This is a genomic window from Streptomyces sp. NPDC051211 (assembly GCF_040689505.1).
Classification (GTDB): domain Bacteria; phylum Actinomycetota; class Actinomycetes; order Streptomycetales; family Streptomycetaceae; genus Streptomyces.
The window spans coordinates 113,315-132,702 of sequence record NZ_JBFBAV010000004.1 but is presented as its reverse complement, the minus strand read 5'-3'; the positions used below and the strand labels follow the sequence as shown (position 1 = coordinate 132,702).

Genomic DNA, 19,388 nt, shown 5'->3' with positions numbered 1-19,388 from the left:
TCACACGTTCATGGGGGTGACCGGGGTCAGCCGGGCGTCCCGCCGGAGCAGGGCCGCGTACCGGCCGTCGGCCTCGAGCAGTTCCTCGTGGGTACCGCGCTCCGCGATCCGGCCGGCGTCCAGGACGATGATCTGGTCGGCGTCGCGGACGGTGGAGAGGCGGTGCGCGATGGTGATGGTGGTGCGGCCCGCACTCAGTGCGTCGATGGCCTGCTGGACGGCGTGTTCGGTGCGGGTGTCCAGGGCGCTGGTGGCTTCGTCGAGGATCAGCACCGGCGGGTCGCGGAGGATGGTCCGGGCGATGGCCAGACGCTGCTTCTCACCGCCGGAGAAGCGGTAGCCGCGCTCGCCGACCAGGGTGTCGTAGCCGTCGGGCAGTGAGGCGATGTGGTCGTGGATCTGGGCGGCCCTGGCCGCCTCGGCGATCTCCTCGTCGGTGGCGTCGGGTTTGGCGAACCTCAGGTTGTCGGCGACGGAGGCGTGGAAGAGGTACGTCTCCTGGGAGACCACGCCTATGGAGCGGGCGAGGGAGTCGAAGTCCAGGTCGCGGACGTCCACCCCGTCGAGGGTGACCCGTCCGTCGGTGACGTCGTAGAGCCGGGGCACCAGGTAGCTGAGGGTGCTCTTGCCGGAGCCGGTCGGGCCGACCACGGCGAGGGAGGTACCGGCCGGGACGGTGATGTCGATGCCGGTGAGGGTCTTGCGCGCGTCCGCCTGCCCGGCTTCGTACGCGAAGTCGACTCCTTCGAGCCGGATCTCGCCCTTGGCCCGGTCGAGCCGGACCGGGTCCTCGCGCTCGGTGATCTCCACCGGCAGGTCCAGGTACTCGAAGATGCGGGCGAAGAGCGCGAGCGAGGTCTGTATCTGCACACCGGTGGAGAGCAGGCTCACGGCGGGCCGGAACAGGCCCTGCTGGAGGGTCACGAACGCGACGAGGGTACCGACGGAGAGGGAGGGGGCGCCGGATTGCAGGGCGAGGCCGGCCGCCCAGTAGATGAGGGCGGGCATGGCGGCCATGACGATGCCGATGGTCGACATCCGCCAGCGCCCGGCCATGCTGGAGCGCACTTCGAGGCCGACGAGCTTCTCGGACTCCTCGGCGAAGGACTTGGTCAGGGAGTCGGCCCGGCCCATGGTGCGGCCGAGCAGGATGCCGCTGACCGAGAGGGACTCGGTGACCGTGGCCGCCATCGCGGCCATCTGCTTCTGCCGCTGCGTGGTGATCTTCTTGCGTTCGCGTCCGACCCGGCGGCTGATCCAGACGAAGACGGGCAGCAGGAGCAGGGAGACCAGGGTGAGCCGCCAGTCCAGGGCGAGCATCGCGACGACGGAGGCGACGACCGCGGTCAGGTTGGAGACCAGCGAGGTCGCGGTGGAGGTGACGGTGGCCTGCATTCCGCCGATGTCGTTGGCTATCCGGGACTGCACCTCGCCGGTGCGGGTCCGGGTGAAGAAGGCCAGCGGCATGCGCTGGAGCTGAGCGTAGACGGCGGTGCGCAGGTCGTGCATGACGCGCTGGCCCACGGTGGTGGAGATCAGGGTCTGCAGCACGCCGAACACGCTGGTGACCACCGCGGTGAGGATCATGCCGAGGGCGAGCAGGCTGAGCAGCCCGGTGCGGCCTTCGGGGATCGCGGTGTCGAGGATCTCCTTCAGCAGGAACGGCGAGGCGACGCCGACCAGGGAGGAGGCGCCGACGAGCACGCCGACGACGGCGAGCCGGCCCCGGTAGGGGCGGAAGAGGCGCACGATGCGCCGCAGCTCGCGCGGCTGCTCGGCCGGGACGGGCCGGGTGGGGTCGAGAGGACGTTTGGACGGGGTCCAGGTCGGTTCTTCTGGGCGCATGGGCTCCCTCTGGCCGTTCTGCCGTTGTGTCCATTGGAGCATAGCTCATTGTTACCTATGCTCACAATGAACAGGGTCCTGATATGGTTCCCGGTATGAGCAGCACCGCCCCCGAAGCCGCCCCCGAAGCCGATCCCGCAGCCGCTTCCGACGCCGACCGCCTCCTCGCCGAACAGTTGCTCCGCCTGACCCGCCGGCTCCACCGCATCCAGAAGCGCCACATGATGCCGATCGGCATCACGCCCGCCCAGAGCCGCCTGCTGCGCGTCGTCGCCCACTACGACCGGGAGCGGCCGCCGAGGATGGCCGATCTCGCGGCACGCCTGGAAGTCGTACCGCGGGCGGTGACCACCCTGGTCGACGGCCTGGAGGCGGCCGACTGCGTGCGCCGGGTCCCCGACCCCGCCAACCGGCGGGTCACCCGGATCGAGCTCACCGACACCGGCCGCGCCACGCTGCGGCGGCTGCGCAACGCGCGAACCGACGCGGCAGAGGAGATCCTGGCTCCATTGACCGCCGATCAGCGCGAGGTGCTCGGCGGCCTGCTGAGCGCTCTGTCGGACGTCCCGCCGGAGCCCAGCTGCTGAGCGGAACCGCCGAGCCGAGGGGGCACGCATGCCGCTGCTGGAGCCGAAGCGGGGCGCCCTGCGCCCCCGCACCCCCGACGGCCCGGCACCCGACCGGGTGCCCGAGCACCGGGCAGCCGGCACCCCCGCGGCGCTGCGCGCCGAACTGACCGGGCTCCTCGGCGCCGAGAAGGTGCTGTGGAAGGTCTCCGACCTGGTCCGCTACGCCTCGGACGCCTCCCCGTACCGCTTCGTGCCCCAGGTCGTGGTGATCGCCGAAGACATCGACGACATCTCCGCGGTCCTCTCCTACGCCCACGGCAGACAGCGCGAGGTGGTCTTCCGCGCGGCCGGCACCTCCCTCAACGGGCAGGCCCAGGGCGAGGACATCCTCGTCGACGTACGCCGCCACTGGGCCGGCATCGAGGTCTTGGAGGACGGCCGCCGGGCCAGGATCCGGCCCGGCACCACCGTCGCACGGGCCAATGCCGCGCTCGCCCGGCACGGCCGGGTGCTCGGGCCCGACCCGGCCAGCGCCATCGCCTGCACCCTGGGCGGGGTGGTCGCCAACAACTCCTCCGGGATGACCGCGGGAACCACCCGGAACTCCTACCGCACCCTGTCCTCGCTCACCTTCGTACTGCCCGGCGGCACCGTCGTGGACACCGCCGACCCGCTCGCCGACGAAGAACTGGCGCGCGCCGAACCGGCCCTGTGCCACGGGCTGCTCGCGGTGAAGGCGGAGATCGATTCCGAACCGGAGCTGGTGGCCCGGATCCGCGCCAAGTACGAGATCAAGAACACCAACGGCTACCGGCTCGACGCCTATCTGGACGGGAACACCCCGGTCGAGATCCTGCGCGGCCTGATGGTGGGCTCGGAAGGCACCTTCGGTTTCATCGCCGAGGTCGTCTTCGACACCCTGCCGCTGGACCGCGAGGTCTGCTCCGCGCTGCTGTTCTTCCCCTCCCTGCCCCTCGCGGCGGCCGCCGTCCCGCAGTTCAACCAGGCCGGGGCGATCGCCGTGGAGCTGATGGACGGCAACACGCTGCGCGCCTCCACGGCCGTGGAGGGCGTCCCGGCCGACTGGGCCGGCCTCCCCAAGGACACCACCGCCCTGCTGGTGGAGTTCCGAGCCCCCGACGAGGCCGCCGCCCAGGCGTACGAGCGGGCCGCCGGCGAGCTGGCGGCCGGCCTTCCGCTGGTCGCGCCGGTCCCCTCGATCACCAACACCTTCACCCGGGACCCGCACACCATCGCCGGCTACTGGAAGGCCCGCAAAGCCTTCGTCGCCGCCGTGGGCGGCGCCCGCGCCGCCGGCACCACGCTGATCACCGAGGACTTCGCGGTGCCGCCCGCCCGGCTGGCGGAAGCCTGCGAGGCCCTCCTCGCCCTGCAGGCCGAGCACGGGTTCGACGCCGCGGTCGCCGGCCACGCCGCCCACGGCAACCTGCACTTCCTGCTCGCCTTCGACGCCGCCCGGCCGGCCGACGTCGAGCGGTACGCGGCGTTCATGGACGCCTTCTGCCGGCTCACCGTCGAACGCTTCGACGGCTCCCTGAAGGCCGAACACGCCACCGGCCGCAACATCGCCCCCTTCCTGGAACTGGAATGGGGGCCGCGGGCCACCGAACTGATGTGGCGCACCAAGCAGATCATCGATCCGGACGGGGTGCTCGCCCCGCGGATCGTGCTCGACCGCGATCCGCAGGCACATCTGCGGGGCCTGAAGACCATTCCGCGGGTCGAGGCGATCGGCGACCCCTGCATCGAGTGCGGGTTCTGCGAACCGACCTGCCCCAGCAAGGACCTGACGACCACTCCGCGCCAACGGATCGTCCTGCGCCGCGAGATGATGCGGCAGCAGCCCGGCTCCCCGGTACTCGACGGGCTGCTGTCCGCCTACGGCTACGACGCGGTGGACACCTGCGCCGCCGACTCCACCTGCAAACTGGCCTGCCCCGTCGGCATCGACACCGGCGCGCTGATGAAGGAGTTCCGGCACCGCCGGCACAGCCCGCGCGAGGAGAAGGCCGCGGAGCTCGCCGCCCGGCACTTCGCGGCCGTCGAGAAGGCGGCGCGGCTCACCGTCGCCGCCGCGGACCGGATCACGAACCGGATCGGCAACGCCCCGCTGCGGGCCGCAACCGGGGCCGTCCGCAGGGCCGTACGCCCCGACCTGGTGCCCGAGTGGCTGCCGCAGATCCCGGGGGCCGCCCGCGGGCTGCCCGCGACCCGGCGTTCGGGCGCGGCGGCCGTCTACTACCCGGCCTGCGTCAACCGGATCTTCGGCGGTCCGGGCGGGCAGGCCGGGCTCTCACTGCCGGAGGCGGTGGTCGCCGTGTCGGCGCGCGCCGGAAAGCCGGTGTGGATCCCCCGGGACGTGGTCGGTACCTGCTGCGCGACGATCTGGCACTCCAAGGGCTACGCGGCCGGCAACCGGCTGATGGCGAACCGGATCGTGGAGGCCGCCTGGGGATGGACGGCCGGCGGGCGGCTGCCCCTGGTCGTCGACGCCTCCTCCTGCACCCTCGGCATCGCCCACGAGGTGGTCCCGTACCTGACCGACGACAACCGTGCCCTGCACGCGGAACTGACCGTCGTCGACTCCGTCGTCTGGGCCGCCGACGAGTTGCTGCCCGATCTGGACATTCTTCGCACAGTGGGTTCGGCGGTGCTGCACCCCACCTGTTCCATGCGCCACCTGGGTGACCAGGACCGGCTCCTGGCCGTCGCCGAGGCCTGTGCCGACGAGGTGGTGGTACCGGACGACGCGGGCTGCTGCGCCTTCGCGGGCGACCGCGGCATGCTCCATCCGGAACTGGCCGCCTCGGCCACGGCGCGGGAGGCCGCCGAGGTCACGGCCAGGGAGTACGACGCCCACCTGTCGGCCAACCGGATGTGCGAGGTCGGCATGGACCGGGCCACCGGCCGCAGTTACCACTCGGTGCTGCTGGAGCTGGAGCTGGCCACCCGCCCCTGAACCACGGAAAATTCGGCCGGTAAGCCCCTTGACCCGCGGAAAATCGATTGCCCGGGCCCGCCCCGGAAGGCGAACCTTGCACGGTTTGAACCACTCACCGAGTCATGGGGCGTCATGCAGATCAGCGATCTTCCGCATCCGGACCCGGGGGTACCGGATGCTCGTTCAGGCCCCCGCTTCCTCCTCTGGCTCGGCCGCACCCAGCTCGGCGGACAGTTCAAGAGCCTGTGCTGGGGCCTGGTCCACTTCAGCGGCATCGCCGGGCTGCCGTTCACGGTCGGTCTGGGTGTCGAGGCGGTCGTCGACCGCGACGGCACCCGGCTGCTCCTCGTCGGCGCCCTGCTCTTCCTGACCGGGACCGCCATCGCGGTCGGCGACACCATGCTGCACCGGACGGCCGTCACCAACTGGATCACCGCCGCGGCCCGGGTGCAGCAGTTGCTCGCCCGCAAGACCGCCGAACTGGGCGCCGCCCTCACCCGGCGGGTCGCGGCCGGTGAAGTGGTGGCCGTGTCCACGGGGGACGTCGAGAAGATCGGCTGGTTCGTGGAGGCGGTGTCCCGCTTCCTCGCGGCCGCCTTCGCCGTCCTGGCGATCTGCGTGGGGCTGCTCCTGTACGCGCCCGCCCTGGGCGTGATCGTGGCCATCGGGGTACCGGTGCTGGCCCTGGCGGTCCTGCCGCTGCTGCCGCCGGCCACCAAACGTGCCGACATCCAGCGCGAGAAGGCCGGCAAGGCCACCGAACTGGCCTCTGACACGGTGGCCGGACTGCGGGTGCTGCGCGGGATCGGCGGCGAGGAGCTGTTCCTCGGCCGCTACCGGGAGGCCTCCCAGGAGGTCCGCCGGGCCTCCGTGCGCAGCGCCCGCATGTGGGCGCTGATCTCGGCGATCCAGGTGCTGCTGCCCGGCATCCTGCTCATCACGGTGGTCTGGTACGGCGCCACGCTGGTGCTGGACGGGCGGATCGCGGTGGGTGAACTGGTCGCGGTGTTCAGCGCGGTGGCCACGATGATGTACCCGCTGCGGCACTTCGAAGAGATCGCGATGGCGTACTCCTTCTCCCGGCCGTCCGCGAAGCGGGCCGCCCGGGTGCTGTCGCTGGCCCGGACGGAGACCGTCCCGGCCGGCTCCGCCAAGTCGGCCGGGGCTGCGGGGGCGGGCGGTGCGGGCGAGCCGGCCGTGGCTCCCGGCGCCGGCGCCGGCGGGGACCTGTACGACCCGGAGACCGGACTGCTGGCCCCGGCCGGCCTGTTCACCGCGGTGGTGTGCGGTGACCCGGACCTGGCGGGCCGGCTCGCCGAACGGCTCGGCGGACACCCCGCCGAGGAAGCCGAGGACCGCCCGTCGGTGCTGCTGGGCGGGGTTGCCCTGGACGAACTCGCGCTGGACACCGCGCGCACCCTGGTGCTCGTACAGGACAAGGACCCGGTGCTGCTGTCGGGGACGCTGCGCGAGCTGCTCGACGTACCGGCGTCGCAGGGCGTCGAGGCCGGGGCTGCGCTGGCCGCGGCCCAGTGCGCGGACGTGCTGGACGCGCTGTTGCAGTCCGCGCCGGACGGGGTCACCGACCCGATGGACGCCCGGATCACCGAGCGCGGCCGTTCGCTGTCCGGCGGGCAGCGGCAGCGGCTGGCGCTGGCGCGTTCGCTGGTCACGGACCCGGAGGTGCTGGTGCTGGACGAGCCGACCTCGGCGGTCGACTCGCACACGGAGGCCCGGATCGCGGAGGGCATCACGGCACTGCGCGCCGGCCGGACCACCGTGGTGCTGGCCTCCTCCCCGCTGCTGCTGGACCGCGCCGACCGGGTGGTACTGGTCCACGACGGGGCGGTCGCAGCGGTCGGCACCCACCGGGAGCTGCTGGGCGAGGACCCGCGGTACCGGGCCGTCGTCACCCGGGAAACCGACGAGGAACAGCGGCTGGCCCAACTCGAAGTAGAACTCGAAGAAGAACTCGAAGAGATCGAGGAGTCGGCATGATCGGCGTGGCAGCGCCGGACTACGATCCGGCGGCACCGGAGACGACCGCCACCCTCCCGGTGGGGACGGCGGCGACCGTACGGGGCTACGTGGGCGAGCTGCTGCGCCGGCACCGGCGGGCCTTCGTGGTGCTGGTGGCGGTCAACGCGACCGCGGTGGTGGCCTCCATGGTCGGCCCGTACCTGCTGGGCCGGGTGGTGGACGATCTCGCGGCGGGGGTCCGCGACCTCCATCTGGGCCGGATGGGGCTGGTGTTCGCGCTGGCGCTCGTCGTGCAGACGCTGTTCGTCCGGATGGTCCGGCTGCGCGGGGCGATGCTCGGCGAGCAGATGCTGGCCGACCTGCGCGAGGACTTCCTGGTGCGGTCGGTGGGACTTCCGCCGGGCGTGCTGGAGCGGGCCGGCACCGGAGATCTGCTGTCGCGGATCACCACCGACATCGACCGGCTGGCCAACGCGATGCGCGAGGCCGTGCCGCAGCTGGCGATCGGTGTGGTGTGGGCGGGGCTGCTCTTCGGGGCGCTCGCGGTGACCGCGCCTCCGCTGGCGCTGGCCGCGCTGGTGGCGCTGCCGATCCTGGTGTTCGGCTGCCGCTGGTACTTCAAGCGGGCGCCCTCGGCGTACCGTTCGGAGGCGGCCGGGTACGCGGCGGTCGCGGCCGCGCTCACCGAGACGGTGGACGCGGGCCGGACGGTGGAGGCGCACCGGCTGGGCCGGCGCCGGATCGAACTGTCCGAGCAGCGGATCAAGGAGTGGACGGCGTGGGAGCGGTACACGCTGTTCCTGCGGTCGGTGCTGTTCCCGGTCATCAACGCCACCTATGTGACGATCCTCGGGTCGGTGCTGCTGATCGGCGGCTGGTGCGTGCTGCAGGGCTGGATGTCGGTGGGGCAGTTGACCACGGGTGCGCTGCTGGCACAGATGATGGTGGACCCGCTCGGGCTCATCCTGCGCTGGTACGACGAGCTGCAGATCGCGCAGGTCTCGCTGGCCCGGCTGGTGGGCGTGCGGGAGATCGAGCCGGACGCGGGTGACCCCGGGGTGTCCCCGGCCGGCCGGGACGTCCGGGTGGACGAGGTCCGGTTCGGCTACCGGGAGGGTGTGGACGTCCTGCACGAGGTGTCGATGTCGGTGCCGCCGGGGACCCGGGTGGCGCTGGTCGGGCCGTCGGGTGCGGGCAAGTCCACGCTGGGGCGGCTGCTGGCGGGCATCTATGCGCCGAGGGCGGGCGAGATCACCCTGGGCGGGGCACGGCTGTCGCAGATGCCGGCGGAGCGGGTCCGTGAGCACGTGGCTCTGGTCAACCAGGAACACCACGTGTTCGTGGGCACGCTGCGGGACAATCTGCGGCTGGCCCGGACGGGCGCCGAGGATGCGGAGCTGTGGGCGGCGCTGGGTGCGGTGGACGCAGACGGCTGGGCGCGGGCGCTGGAGGACGGTCTGGACACCGAGGTGGGTTCGGGGAGTGCGTCCCTGACGCCGGCGCAGGCGCAGCAGATCGCGCTGGCCCGGCTGGTGCTGGCCGATCCGCACACGCTGGTCCTGGACGAGGCCACCTCGCTGCTGGACCCGCGGGCGGCGCGCCATCTGGAGCGTTCGCTGGCCCGGGTGCTGGACGGGCGGACGGTCATCGCGATCGCGCACCGGCTGCACACCGCGCACGATGCGGATGTGATCGCGGTGGTCGAGAGCGGCCGGATCACTGAACTGGGCAGCCACGACGAGCTGGTGGCGGCGGACGGCGCGTACGCGGCGCTGTGGCGGTCCTGGCACGGCTGAGCCGTCCGGCCCCGGCCCCGGCCTAGGTGGGCCCGCACCCCGGCAGGGGTGCGGGCCCTTCGCGTCCTACGGTGCGGGCAGGTAGGCCTGCTGGCCCGCGCAGGTCCAGATGACGGGTCGGCGGACACCGGCCGCGTCCACGGCCATCCCGCCGACCTGGTCCTGGTCGGTGACGGTGAAGGCTGCGGAGGCACCGTCCGGGGCGAGCCTGGGCAGGGCCTTCATCGGGCCGCTGCCCGGCCAGTACTGGGCCTGCTCGGGTATTTCCTCCGGGGGCATCTCGTACGGCGAGTCGTAGGCCCGGCCGACGACCGCGCCGGTGCTCGGGCTGATGTCCTCGAAGCTGCCGCCGGTACGGCCGGCCAGCAGCGGGGTGGTGGTCCAGTCCGTGTAGGGGGCGACCCAGGTGACGAGCTGGTTGAGGCCCTCGTGGCCCGAGCCGATCTCGCCGATGATGCGGCCGGATTCGTCGATCGCCTTGGGTTCGGACACCTCGTACGCGTTGCCCGGCGGGGACATCAGGACGGGCGGTGCGGCGATGTCCTCGCTCCAGACCAGGCCCGGGGCGGTGCCCCACGAGTCGTCCGGGTCGGCCGGGGCGCCCCAGCCGTGGCCGATGATCCGGCCGTCGTTGTTGATCCCGCTGATCGCGCGCAGGTCGAACCCGGCGGGTTCGGCGAGTTCGCGGCGGATCGTGGCACCGGCCCATTCGACGCCGACGGTGTCCTGGCTCGCGCGCTCGTAGCGGTAGCCGACGATCCGGCCGTGGTCGTTGACGCCGGTGGCGTACTCGCCGCCGGGCAGCAGGGTCACCGCCCGGGCCCAGGGCAGATGGCTGAAGGCCCGCCACCCGTCCGGGCCGTACATGGTGCCGACCATCAGGCCCCAGCGGTTGACCGCGGCCACCCGGCCGCTGGTGTAGCCGGCCGGCAGCGGTACGGGGTACGCGCGGCCGCCGAACCAGAAGGCGGGGCGGTTGCGGGAGGCGCCGACCGCGAGCCCGGCCGGGCCGATGCCGCTGACCTGGGTGTCCCGGCGCCAGGGGGCCGGGTCGGTGCCGGGCAGGTCCTCCAGCACCTTGACGGTCGGCGTGCACTCCCCGGCGGCTGCTTCTGCCGGAGCGGCCTGAGCGGCGGGCGCCGCCTGGGCGGGTGTGGCAAGGGTGAGCGAGCCCAGGATCGCGGCGACCGCCGCGACGGTGCCCGCAGGCCCGATCAGCCGGCGCGTCCGGACGGCTGCCCTCATGCCGCGCTCCCGGGCGTGTGGGCCTGCTTGCTCGCGCAGGTCCAGATGACCGGGCGTTCGATGCCCTTGGCGTCCACCGCGACTCCGCCGACCTGGTCGCGGTCGGTCACCGCGTAGGCGGCGGAGAACCCGCCGGGTGCCAGGCGCGGCAGGGCCTTCATGGGGCCGCTTCCCGGCCAGTACTGGGCCTGTACGGGCGGGGGCTCGTCCGGCGGGTACTCGTAGAGCGAGTCGGAGGCGATGCCGACGGAGATGTTCTTGGTGGGGCTGATGTCCTCGAAGCCGCCGCTGGTCCGGCCCGCGAGGTGCGGGACCCGGGTGACGCCGGTGTAGGGAGCCGCCCACTGCACCGAGGTGTCGATCATTCCCCGGGAGTTCCAGTACAGGCCGACGACACGGCCGGCCGAGTCCACCGCCTTCGGGCGGTAGATCTCGTAGTTCCCGCCGGGCGGCTGAAGCTGGACGGGTGCGGCGGCGGGGTCGGCCGGCCAGAGCAGGCCCGGGTTGGGGCCGTACGGGTCGTCCGGGGTGCCGTCGCCCCAGCCGTGGCCGACGATCTGGCCGGCGTTGTTGATGCCGGTCACGGCGTCGAGGTGGAACCCGGCGGGGACCGTCAGCTCGCGGCGGAGGGTGGTACCGGCCCATTCGAGGCCGACCGCGCCGGAGCCGGTGTACCGGAAGCCGACGATCCGGCCGTGGTCGTTGACGTCGTTGGCGTACTGGCCGCCGGGCAGCAGGGTCACGGCGGGTGTCCAGGGCCGGTAGCTGAAGGCGCGCCACCCGTCCGGGCCGTGGATGGTGCCGACCATCAGGCCCCACCGGTTCACGGCCTCCACCCGGCCCCGGGTGTAGCCGGCCGGCAGCGGTACGGCGTGCACGGAGGTGCCGAGCCAGTAGGCGGGTTTGTCGTGCGAGACCCCGACGGCGAGGCCCAGCGGGCCGATGCCGTTGACCTGGGTGTCCTCGATCCACGGGCTCGGTTCGGCCGGGTCCGGGCCCGGCAGCGCCTTCAGTACTTTGACGGCCGGTTTGCAGGCGGTTCCCCCGGTGGCCGCCTGGGCCGGTACGGCGAGCGCCAGCGAGGCGATGAGCGCCCCTGCGGTGGCGGCGAGCACGCGTGTTCTTCTGCCCATGTGTCCCCCCGGATCATGGTGCGAGCCGACGGAACTGACGGCTCGTCGGAGCACATGATGTCCGGCCGGGCCGGGACTGAACAGAAGGCGTGGGCGGCCGGTTCCTAGATGAATCCGAGGGCGGAGGCCCCGCCGACGCCGCCGAGCAGCATGAACACCGGCATGAGGACCTTCAGCTCGACCCAGCTGCCGGCCCGGAAGCGCATCAGCTTCGGCGGGCCGATGGGGTACCAGCGCTTGCCGGCGATCGGGATGGGCCACAGGATCGGGCAGCCGGAGACCGTCAGGGCGTCCCCGATGTCGTGGACCAGGGCGCCGAGCAGGATCGGCAGTCCCAGCCAGAGGTACTCCTGGCCCGCGCCGGTGAACAGCCAGTCCGAGCCGTTGCCCGGCTGGTCGAGGACGCCGGCGAGTATCCAGGCGCTGGTGGCGCCGAGCAGCCAGACCAGGACGTCGCTGGACATCCGGGCGGCCCGCCACAGCAGGCCCTCGACGGCCAGCACCAGGTGGACGAAGAGCAGGGCCAGGACACCCCAGCGGTCCGCGGTGACGGCCAGTACCGAACCGCCGCCGCCGATCAGGACGGCCCACAGCCAGGTGTGGGTCAGGGTGCGGTGGCCGCCGGAGCGACGGGCGTCCCTGGGCGAGCGGGTCGCCTTGTAGACGGCGTACGAGATCTTGTCGACGACCTCGCAGAGTCCGCGGGAGAGCGGTCCGAAGGCGCGCGAGATCGTCGCGGACTTGTGGTCGAGGTCGGGTGCGAGGGCAGCGCCGGCGCAGATCAGCGCGCCGACGACGAGCACCGGCCACGGCATGGGGTGTCCCGCGGCCGCGGTCGCCGCCCCCACCCCCAGCCAGGCTGCCGCCCCTGACAGTGAGTGCGCCGGACCCATCATGCTCGTTCCCGCCCCAGTCTGTGGTGTTCCTCGGCGATCCGTATGGTGATCGTCGACGGCACAGCGTACCGTCGACGATCTTCATTCGACCGCCGGTTCCCTCATCGGGGCGGAAGCCAGGCAAGATGGGGGCGTGACCCTCATTGATCAGCTGCCGCCGAACGCCGACCCCGATGCCCTCTTCGAGGCTTTCTCCTCGTGGGCGGAGGGCCAGGGCATCGCCCTGTACCCGGCTCAGGAGGAGGCGCTGATCGAGGTGGTCTCCGGGGCGAATGTGATCCTTTCCACTCCGACCGGCTCCGGGAAGAGCCTGGTCGCGGCGGGCGCGCACTTCACCGCCCTGGCCCAGGACAAGGTCACCTTCTACACGGCCCCGATCAAGGCGCTGGTGTCGGAGAAGTTCTTCGACCTCTGCAAGCTCTTCGGCACCGAGAACGTCGGCATGCTGACGGGTGACGCCTCGGTCAACGCGGACGCCCCGGTGATCTGCTGCACCGCCGAGGTGCTGGCCTCCATCGCGCTGCGCGACGGCAAGGACGCCGACATCGGCCAGGTCGTGATGGACGAGTTCCACTTCTATGCGGAACCGGACCGGGGCTGGGCCTGGCAGATCCCGCTGCTGGAGCTGCCGCAGGCACAGTTCATCCTGATGTCGGCGACCCTCGGCGACATGTCGCGGTTCGAGGAGGACCTGACCCGGCGCACCGGCCGGCCCACCTCGGTGGTCCGGTCCGCGACCCGGCCCGTCCCGCTGTCCTACGAGTACGTCACCACGCCGATCACCGACACCCTGACCGAGCTGCTGCAGACGCGGCAGGCACCCGTCTACATCGTCCACTTCACCCAGGCTCAGGCCGTGGAGCGGGCCCAGTCGCTGATGAGCATCAACATGTGCTCGCGCGAGGAGAAGGACCGGATCGCCGAGCTGATCGGCAACTTCCGCTTCACCACCAAGTTCGGCAAGAACCTCTCCCGCTACGTCCGGCACGGCATCGGCGTGCACCATGCCGGCATGCTGCCCAAGTACCGGCGGCTGGTGGAGAAGCTGGCCCAGGCCGGTCTGCTGAAGGTGATCTGCGGCACGGACACCCTCGGTGTCGGTGTCAACGTCCCGATCCGCACGGTGCTGTTCACCGCGCTCACCAAGTACGACGGCAACCGGGTCCGCACGCTGCGCGCCCGCGAGTTCCACCAGATCGCCGGCCGGGCCGGCCGCGCCGGGTTCGACACGGCGGGCTTCGTGGTGGCACAGGCGCCGGAGCACGTGATCGAGAACGAGAAGGCGCTGGCGAAGGCGGGCGACGACCCGAAGAAGCGCCGCAAGGTGGTCCGCAAGAAGGCCCCGGAGGGCTTCGTCGCCTGGTCCGACACCACGTTCGAAAAGCTCATCGCCGCCGACCCGGAGCCGCTGACCTCCCGGTTCAAGGTCACCAACATCATGCTCCTGTCGGTGATCGCCCGGCCCGGGAACGCCTTCGAGGCCATGCGCCGGCTGCTGGAGGACAACCACGAGCCGCGCAAGAACCAGCTGCGGCACATCCGCCGGGCCATCGCCATCTACCGTTCGCTGCTGGACGGCGGCGTGGTGGAGCAGCTGGACACCCCGGACGCGGAGGGCCGCACCATCCGGCTCACCGTCGACCTCCAGCAGGACTTCGCGCTCAACCAGCCGCTGTCCACCTTCGCGCTGGCCTCCTTCGACCTGCTGGACCCCGAGTCCCCCTCCTACGCGCTGGACATGGTCTCGGTCGTCGAGTCCACCCTCGACGACCCGCGCCAGATCCTGGCGGCCCAGCAGAACAAGGCGCGCGGCGAGGCCGTCGGCGCGATGAAGGCGGACGGGGTCGAGTACGAGGAGCGGATGGAGCGGCTGCAGGACATCAGCTACCCCAAGCCGCTCGAGGAGCTCCTGCTGCACGCCTACGACGTGTACCGCAAGAGCCACCCGTGGGTCGGGGACCACCCGGTCTCGCCGAAGTCGATCGTCCGCGACATGTACGAACGGGCGCTGTCCTTCACCGAGTTCACCTCCTTCTACGAGCTGGCCCGGACCGAGGGCATCGTGCTGCGCTATCTCGCCGGCGCCTACAAGGCGCTGGACCACACCATCCCGGACGACCTCAAGTCCGAGGACCTGGTGGACCTGATCGAGTGGCTGGGCGAGATGGTCCGCCAGGTCGACTCCAGCCTGCTGGACGAGTGGGAGCAGCTGGCCAACCCGGAGATCGAGACGGCGGAGCAGGCCCAGGAGAAGGCCGACCAGGTCAAGCCGGTCACCGCGAACGCGCGCGCCTTCCGGGTACTGGTCCGCAATGCCATGTTCCGGCGGGTGGAGCTGGCGGCTCTGGACCACGTCGAGGAGCTGGGCGAGATGGACGGCGAGTCCGGCTGGGACGCCGACGCCTGGGGCGAGGCCATGGACGCCTACTGGGACGAGTACGAGGACCTGGGCACCGGACCGGACGCCCGCGGCCCGAAGCTGCTGATGATCGAGGAGGACCCGGCGCACGGTCTCTGGCGGGTTCGCCAGACCTTCGCCGACCCGAACGGCGATCATGACTGGGGCATCAGCGCCGAGGTCGATCTCGCGGCCTCCGACGAGGAGGGCCGGGCGATCGTCCGGGTCACCTCGGTCGGCCAGCTCTGAGCGCCCCGGGACCACCGCCGCAACCGACCGCCGTGGAGAGGCTCTGATGACGAACCCCGCCGAGAGACTCGTCGATCTGCTCGACCTGGAGCAGATCGAGGTCAACATCTTCCGTGGCCGCAGCCCGCAGGAATCGCTCCAGCGGGTCTTCGGCGGCCAGGTGGCCGGCCAGGCCCTGGTGGCCGCCGGGCGCACCACCGAAAGCGACCGGCCGGTCCACTCGCTGCACGCGTACTTCCTGCGCCCGGGCATCCCCGGGGTGCCGATCGTGTACCAGGTGGAGCGGGTCCGGGACGGGCGTTCCTTCACCACGCGCCGGGTCACCGCGGTCCAGCAGGGCCGTACGATCTTCAATCTCACCGCTTCCTTCCATCATCCGGAGGAGGGCAGCATCGAGCACCAGCTGCCTCCTCGCCTTGAGTTCCCCCACCCGGACACGCTGCCCAAGGTCGCGGACGAGATCCGCGAGCACCTGGGCTCGCTGCCCGAGGCGCTGGAGCGGATGGCGCGCCGCCAGCCCTTCGACATCCGGTACGTGGACCGGCTGCGCTGGACGCCCGAGGAGCTGAAGGACGCCGATTCGCGCAGCGCGGTGTGGATGCGCGCGGTCGGCCCGCTGGGCGACGACCCGCTGGTGCACACCTGCGCCCTCACCTACGCCAGTGACATGACCCTCCTCGATGCCGTGCGCATCCCCGTGGAACCGCTGTGGGGGGTGCGCGGGTTCGACATGGCCAGCCTCGACCACGCCATGTGGTTCCACCGGCCCTTCCGGGCGGACGAGTGGTTCCTGTACGACCAGGAGTCGCCCATCGCCCACGGCGGCCGCGGTCTGGCCCGCGGCCGGATCTACGACCTCGAGGGCCGGCTGCTGGTTTCCGTGGTCCAGGAAGGCCTGTTCCGTCCGTACGCCTCCCTGAAGGGCTGATCCGTTCCGTGCCCACGCCACTCCCCTGCCCCTGCGGGCTGCCCGCCGCCTACCCCGACTGCTGCGGCCGCTTCCATTCGGGGGCGCAGCAGGCACCGACGGCTGAGCTGCTGATGCGTTCCCGGTTCAGCGCCTTCGCCGTCGGGGACACCGCCTATCTGCTGCGCTCCTGGCATCCCTCGACCCGCCCGGCCGGGCTGGACCTGGACCCGGGGCAGCGCTGGGAGCGGCTGGAGATCCTCGGCACCGAGCGCGGCGGGATGTTCGACACGGAGGGTGCGGTGGAGTTCCGGGCGCACTACCGGGAGGGCCGGCATGCCGGCTCGCTCCACGAGCACAGCAGCTTCGCCCGGGAGGGCGGCGCCTGGGTCTATGTCGGCCCCCTCTCCCCCGTCGTCTTCGACTGACCGCGCGCCCCGGTGAGGGCGAAGTCGAGGCTGGTCCGGTACCAGAGGATCTCCTCCTCGGATTCCGCGTGCAGCAGCCGGGCGGCCACGGCGGCCGCGGCCGGGTGCTGTGGATGGCCGTACGGCGGTGGCGGGGCCAGGCCGGCGAGCCGGGTCCGCTCCTCCGGGTCGGGCACGGCTTCGTCCAGCTCCGCCCCGGGCAGTACGGAGGCGAGCACCGCGGCCCGCTCCCACGGGTCGGCCGTTCGTCTCAGCAACAGCCCGACCTGCCGGCCGCGCCACCGGCGCGGCCGCTGGTCCTCTCGGGCGGCGATCCGCTCCCGGTCCTCGCCTGGCGGACCTCCCCGTAGGAGGTCCGGGCGGCGCGAGGCGAACTCCTCGAGCTCTTCGGCGAGGTAGAGCCACACCACGGCCCGGTACCGGTTGATCCGGTAGCCGACCGGGGTGAGGTGTCCGCAGCGGGCGAGCCGGGTGAACCGGCCTGGGCTGATCGCGAGCAGTTCGGCCGCTCCGGCGGCCGTGAGGGTTTTCACCCGGTCCCGCAGGGCGTCCGGGAATCCCCGGCCCGTCCTGATCCGGTCGAGCTCCGCCCGGCTGAACCGGGTGGCACCGCCCCGCCCGGCCGGCCCGGCCCGGACGATCCCGAGCTGCACGGCCCGGGCCAACTCGCCCCTGCCCAACCCGAGTTCCCCGGCCGCCCGAGCGCCGCCCACCATCGTGTCCTCGGTCATCCGCATGACGTCCTTCCCTGTACACACCATCACGTCGATCACTCTGCGTAATGAACGTAACCCGCTGCGACGACACCGCGCGAGGGCTGTGGACAACTCGACGGGGCTGCCTATCCTGGCGGCCATGACGACCGCACTCCCCACCTTCGAGGACGTCGCCTCCGCGGCCGCACGGATCGCCGGCCGGGCGCACCGCACACCGGTGCTGCGCTCCCGTCTCATCGACGAACAGCTGGGCCTGAAGGTGCTGTTCAAGTGCGAGAACCTTCAGCGGATGGGCGCGTTCAAGTTCCGCGGCGCCTACAACGCGCTGTCACGGTTCACTCCCGCGCAGCGCCGTGCCGGGGTCGTCGCCTACTCTTCCGGCAACCACGCGCAGGCGGTCGCGCTGTGCGCCCGCATCCTGGACGTTCCGGCGACGATCGTGATGCCGCGGGACGCCCCGGCGGTGAAGGTGGCCGCCACCCTGGGCTACGGCGGCCAGGTCGTCACGTACGACCGCTACGGCGAGGACCGGGAGGCGATCGGGCAGGCCCTGGTGGAGCGCTACGGCCTCACGCTGGTGCCGCCGTACGACCATCCGCACATCGTGGCCGGGCAGGGGACCGCGGCGATGGAGCTCTTCGAGGACACCGCGGAAGAAGGCGGTCTGGACGCGCTGTTCGTGCCGCTGGGCGGTGGCGGCCTGCTGTCCGGCACGGCACTGGCGGCGGGCGCCCTGGCGCCGGACTGCCGGCTGTTCGGTGTGGAGCCGGAGGCGGGCAACGACGCGCAGCGGTCGCTGCGCGAGGGCCGGATCGTGCACATCGACACGCCGCAGACCATCGCGGACGGCGCCCAGGTCACGCACATCGGCGAGCTGAACTTCCGGATCCTGCGGGCCGCGGCTCCGGAGGTGGTGACGGCGAGCGATGCCGGACTGGTCGACGCCATGCGGCTGTTCGCCACGTATATGAAGCTGGTCGTGGAGCCGACCGGCTGCCTGGGGCTGGCCGCGCTGCGCACGCACGCGGAGGCGCTGCACGGCCGGCGGGTCGGCGTCCTGGTCAGCGGCGGCAACATCGATCCGGCCCGGTTCGCCGAACTGCTCGCGAACACGGGGAGCACCGCCGGCTAGGACTCGTCCCGGAGCCGAGCCCACTGGGCATCCGTCAAATAACCCCACCCGATGCCCACATCAACGCCCCGGGCACGGAGTGGTTCACCTGCTCGCCGGATCAACTCCGTGAGCCAGGCTACGGACGTACCAGTCACATTGGTTGCCATCCGCTTCCGGAACCCGCTTGTCGTAGGTGAAACCTGACCGTCTCGCGACCGCTGCCGACCGGGAGTTCTCCGGGTCCACCCGGATCACTCCTTGGGTCGCCCCTTCAGCTGCGGCGTACCGGCAGACCAGGCGGACAGCGCGGGTCACCAGTCCCTGACCCCGCCAGGCAGGGTAGAGACCGTAGGAGATGTTGACTTGTCCAGGCGCCAAGCCCGCCATCTCGAACCGCAGGTCTATGTAACCCGCCAGCGTCGACTCGGGCGCCACACGGATCCCGAACGCACGCAATGGTCCACGCGTGGCCCACTGCTCGATGCAGTGGCGGAAGTACACCTCGGTGCCTTCCCGGGTGCTTGGCCCCCCACTGAGCCACCGCACCAACAGCTCGTCCTCGCCTGCCAGGTGCTCATCGGCGTCATCCACGCGCGGAGGAGACAGAGTGACAACGCCGTCCGAAAGCTTCACGTCATGCATGCAGCCACCATCGGCCTTGCGGCACCGGCGTTCAAGCAGGTATTCGAGGAGTAGTGCACCGGCGCCTCACCCGGCTGCTGGCCGGGCCGTCGGATGGGGCGGTCCACGTCCTGTGCGGGCCCGGCGGGTGCGGGAAGACCGCCCCGCACTCGAAGTGGCCCACCGGGTGCCGTTCCAGTGCTGGTGGCTCGACGCCCGGCACCGGGCCTCCCTGGAGGCCGGGCTGCTCGCTGTCGCCCGTCGCCTGGGCGCTCCCCCCGAGCCGGGCAGTGGCCCCAGAAGACGACGCCCCGCACCTGCTCTACCTCCATCCGCTGGTCCGCGCCTTCAACGCCGACCGCTCCCTGCTCCCGCTCGCCGTCCGACTCCTGAGCCGCGCGGCCGGAGCCGACCGTCCCGCGGACCCCCACGAGGTCCAGCGGCGGCCGGACTGGAACCTGCTGGCGGCGCACGCCCGCCACTTGGCCCGTCGGGCCGTCGGGCCGTCGGCACGGACGCCGCCGACGCC

General features: G+C 72.0%; 14 protein-coding genes. 8 read left to right on the top strand and 6 right to left on the bottom strand.

Annotated elements, in window-relative coordinates; translation table 11 throughout:
* Positions 1-1,845: an ABC transporter ATP-binding protein gene (locus AB0447_RS06840; protein WP_366475448.1), complete on the bottom strand. Its 1,845-nt coding sequence runs from the start codon at positions 1,843-1,845 to the stop codon at positions 1-3.
* A 95-nt stretch (positions 1,846-1,940) separates the two neighbouring features.
* Between AB0447_RS06840 and AB0447_RS06835 the strand changes: the two genes are divergently transcribed.
* The 4 genes from AB0447_RS06835 to AB0447_RS06820 all read left to right on the top strand — a co-directional run bounded on the left by AB0447_RS06835 (position 1,941) and on the right by AB0447_RS06820 (position 9,152).
* Complete coding sequence (locus AB0447_RS06835; protein WP_366475447.1) at positions 1,941-2,432, top strand: MarR family transcriptional regulator; 492 nt, start codon at positions 1,941-1,943, stop codon at positions 2,430-2,432.
* Positions 2,433-2,460: 28 nt separating this feature from the next.
* Positions 2,461-5,394 (top strand): FAD-binding and (Fe-S)-binding domain-containing protein, encoded by a 2,934-nt coding sequence (locus AB0447_RS06830; protein WP_366475446.1) that lies wholly within the window; start codon positions 2,461-2,463, stop codon positions 5,392-5,394.
* 114 nt (positions 5,395-5,508) lie between these two features.
* Positions 5,509-7,374: an ABC transporter ATP-binding protein gene (locus tag AB0447_RS06825; RefSeq protein WP_366475445.1), complete on the top strand. Its 1,866-nt coding sequence runs from the start codon at positions 5,509-5,511 to the stop codon at positions 7,372-7,374.
* Positions 7,371-9,152 (top strand): ABC transporter ATP-binding protein, encoded by a 1,782-nt coding sequence (locus tag AB0447_RS06820; protein WP_366475444.1) that lies wholly within the window; start codon positions 7,371-7,373, stop codon positions 9,150-9,152. Before AB0447_RS06825 ends, AB0447_RS06820 begins: the two co-directional genes overlap by 4 nt.
* Positions 9,153-9,218: 66 nt before the next feature.
* Here AB0447_RS06820 and AB0447_RS06815 read toward each other — a convergent pair whose 3' ends face one another.
* The 3 genes from AB0447_RS06815 to AB0447_RS06805 form a co-directional block, all read right to left on the bottom strand.
* Entirely contained in the window at positions 9,219-10,397 is a 1,179-nt protein-coding gene (locus AB0447_RS06815) for a hypothetical protein (RefSeq protein WP_366475443.1), read from the bottom strand.
* A complete protein-coding gene (locus AB0447_RS06810) occupies positions 10,394-11,530 on the bottom strand; it encodes a hypothetical protein (protein WP_366475442.1) in 1,137 nt (378 codons plus the stop codon). Before AB0447_RS06810 ends, AB0447_RS06815 begins: the two co-directional genes overlap by 4 nt.
* A 104-nt stretch (positions 11,531-11,634) precedes the next feature.
* Positions 11,635-12,426 (bottom strand): metal-dependent hydrolase, encoded by a 792-nt coding sequence (locus AB0447_RS06805; protein ID WP_366475441.1) that lies wholly within the window; start codon positions 12,424-12,426, stop codon positions 11,635-11,637.
* A gap of 133 nt (positions 12,427-12,559) precedes the next feature.
* On the opposite strand from AB0447_RS06805, the gene AB0447_RS06800 reads away from it, so the two are divergent.
* The 3 genes from AB0447_RS06800 to AB0447_RS06790 are packed head-to-tail and all read left to right on the top strand — an operon-like array spanning position 12,560 to position 16,408.
* Positions 12,560-15,073 carry a DUF3516 domain-containing protein gene (locus AB0447_RS06800; protein WP_366475440.1) on the top strand — a complete coding sequence of 838 codons (2,514 nt, stop codon included), beginning with the start codon at positions 12,560-12,562 and terminating at the stop codon, positions 15,071-15,073.
* 46 nt (positions 15,074-15,119) lie between these two features.
* Complete coding sequence (locus AB0447_RS06795) at positions 15,120-16,001, top strand: acyl-CoA thioesterase II (RefSeq protein WP_366475439.1); 882 nt, start codon at positions 15,120-15,122, stop codon at positions 15,999-16,001.
* An 8-nt stretch (positions 16,002-16,009) separates the two neighbouring features.
* Entirely contained in the window at positions 16,010-16,408 is a 399-nt protein-coding gene (locus AB0447_RS06790; protein WP_366475438.1) for a YchJ family metal-binding protein, read from the top strand.
* Here AB0447_RS06790 and AB0447_RS06785 read toward each other — a convergent pair.
* Positions 16,372-17,139: a DUF6397 family protein gene (locus tag AB0447_RS06785; protein WP_366475437.1), complete on the bottom strand. Its 768-nt coding sequence runs from the start codon at positions 17,137-17,139 to the stop codon at positions 16,372-16,374. The two genes, AB0447_RS06790 and AB0447_RS06785, sit on opposite strands and share 37 nt — an antisense overlap.
* 124 nt (positions 17,140-17,263) lie before the next feature.
* Here AB0447_RS06785 and AB0447_RS06780 point away from each other — a divergent pair, with 124 nt between their 5' ends.
* Complete coding sequence (locus AB0447_RS06780) at positions 17,264-18,256, top strand: threo-3-hydroxy-L-aspartate ammonia-lyase (protein WP_366475436.1); 993 nt, start codon at positions 17,264-17,266, stop codon at positions 18,254-18,256.
* A gap of 84 nt (positions 18,257-18,340) precedes the next feature.
* On the opposite strand, the gene AB0447_RS06775 is transcribed toward AB0447_RS06780, so the two are convergent.
* Positions 18,341-18,880 (bottom strand): GNAT family N-acetyltransferase, encoded by a 540-nt coding sequence (locus AB0447_RS06775; protein WP_366475435.1) that lies wholly within the window; start codon positions 18,878-18,880, stop codon positions 18,341-18,343.
* Positions 18,881-19,388: the final 508 nt, after the last annotated feature.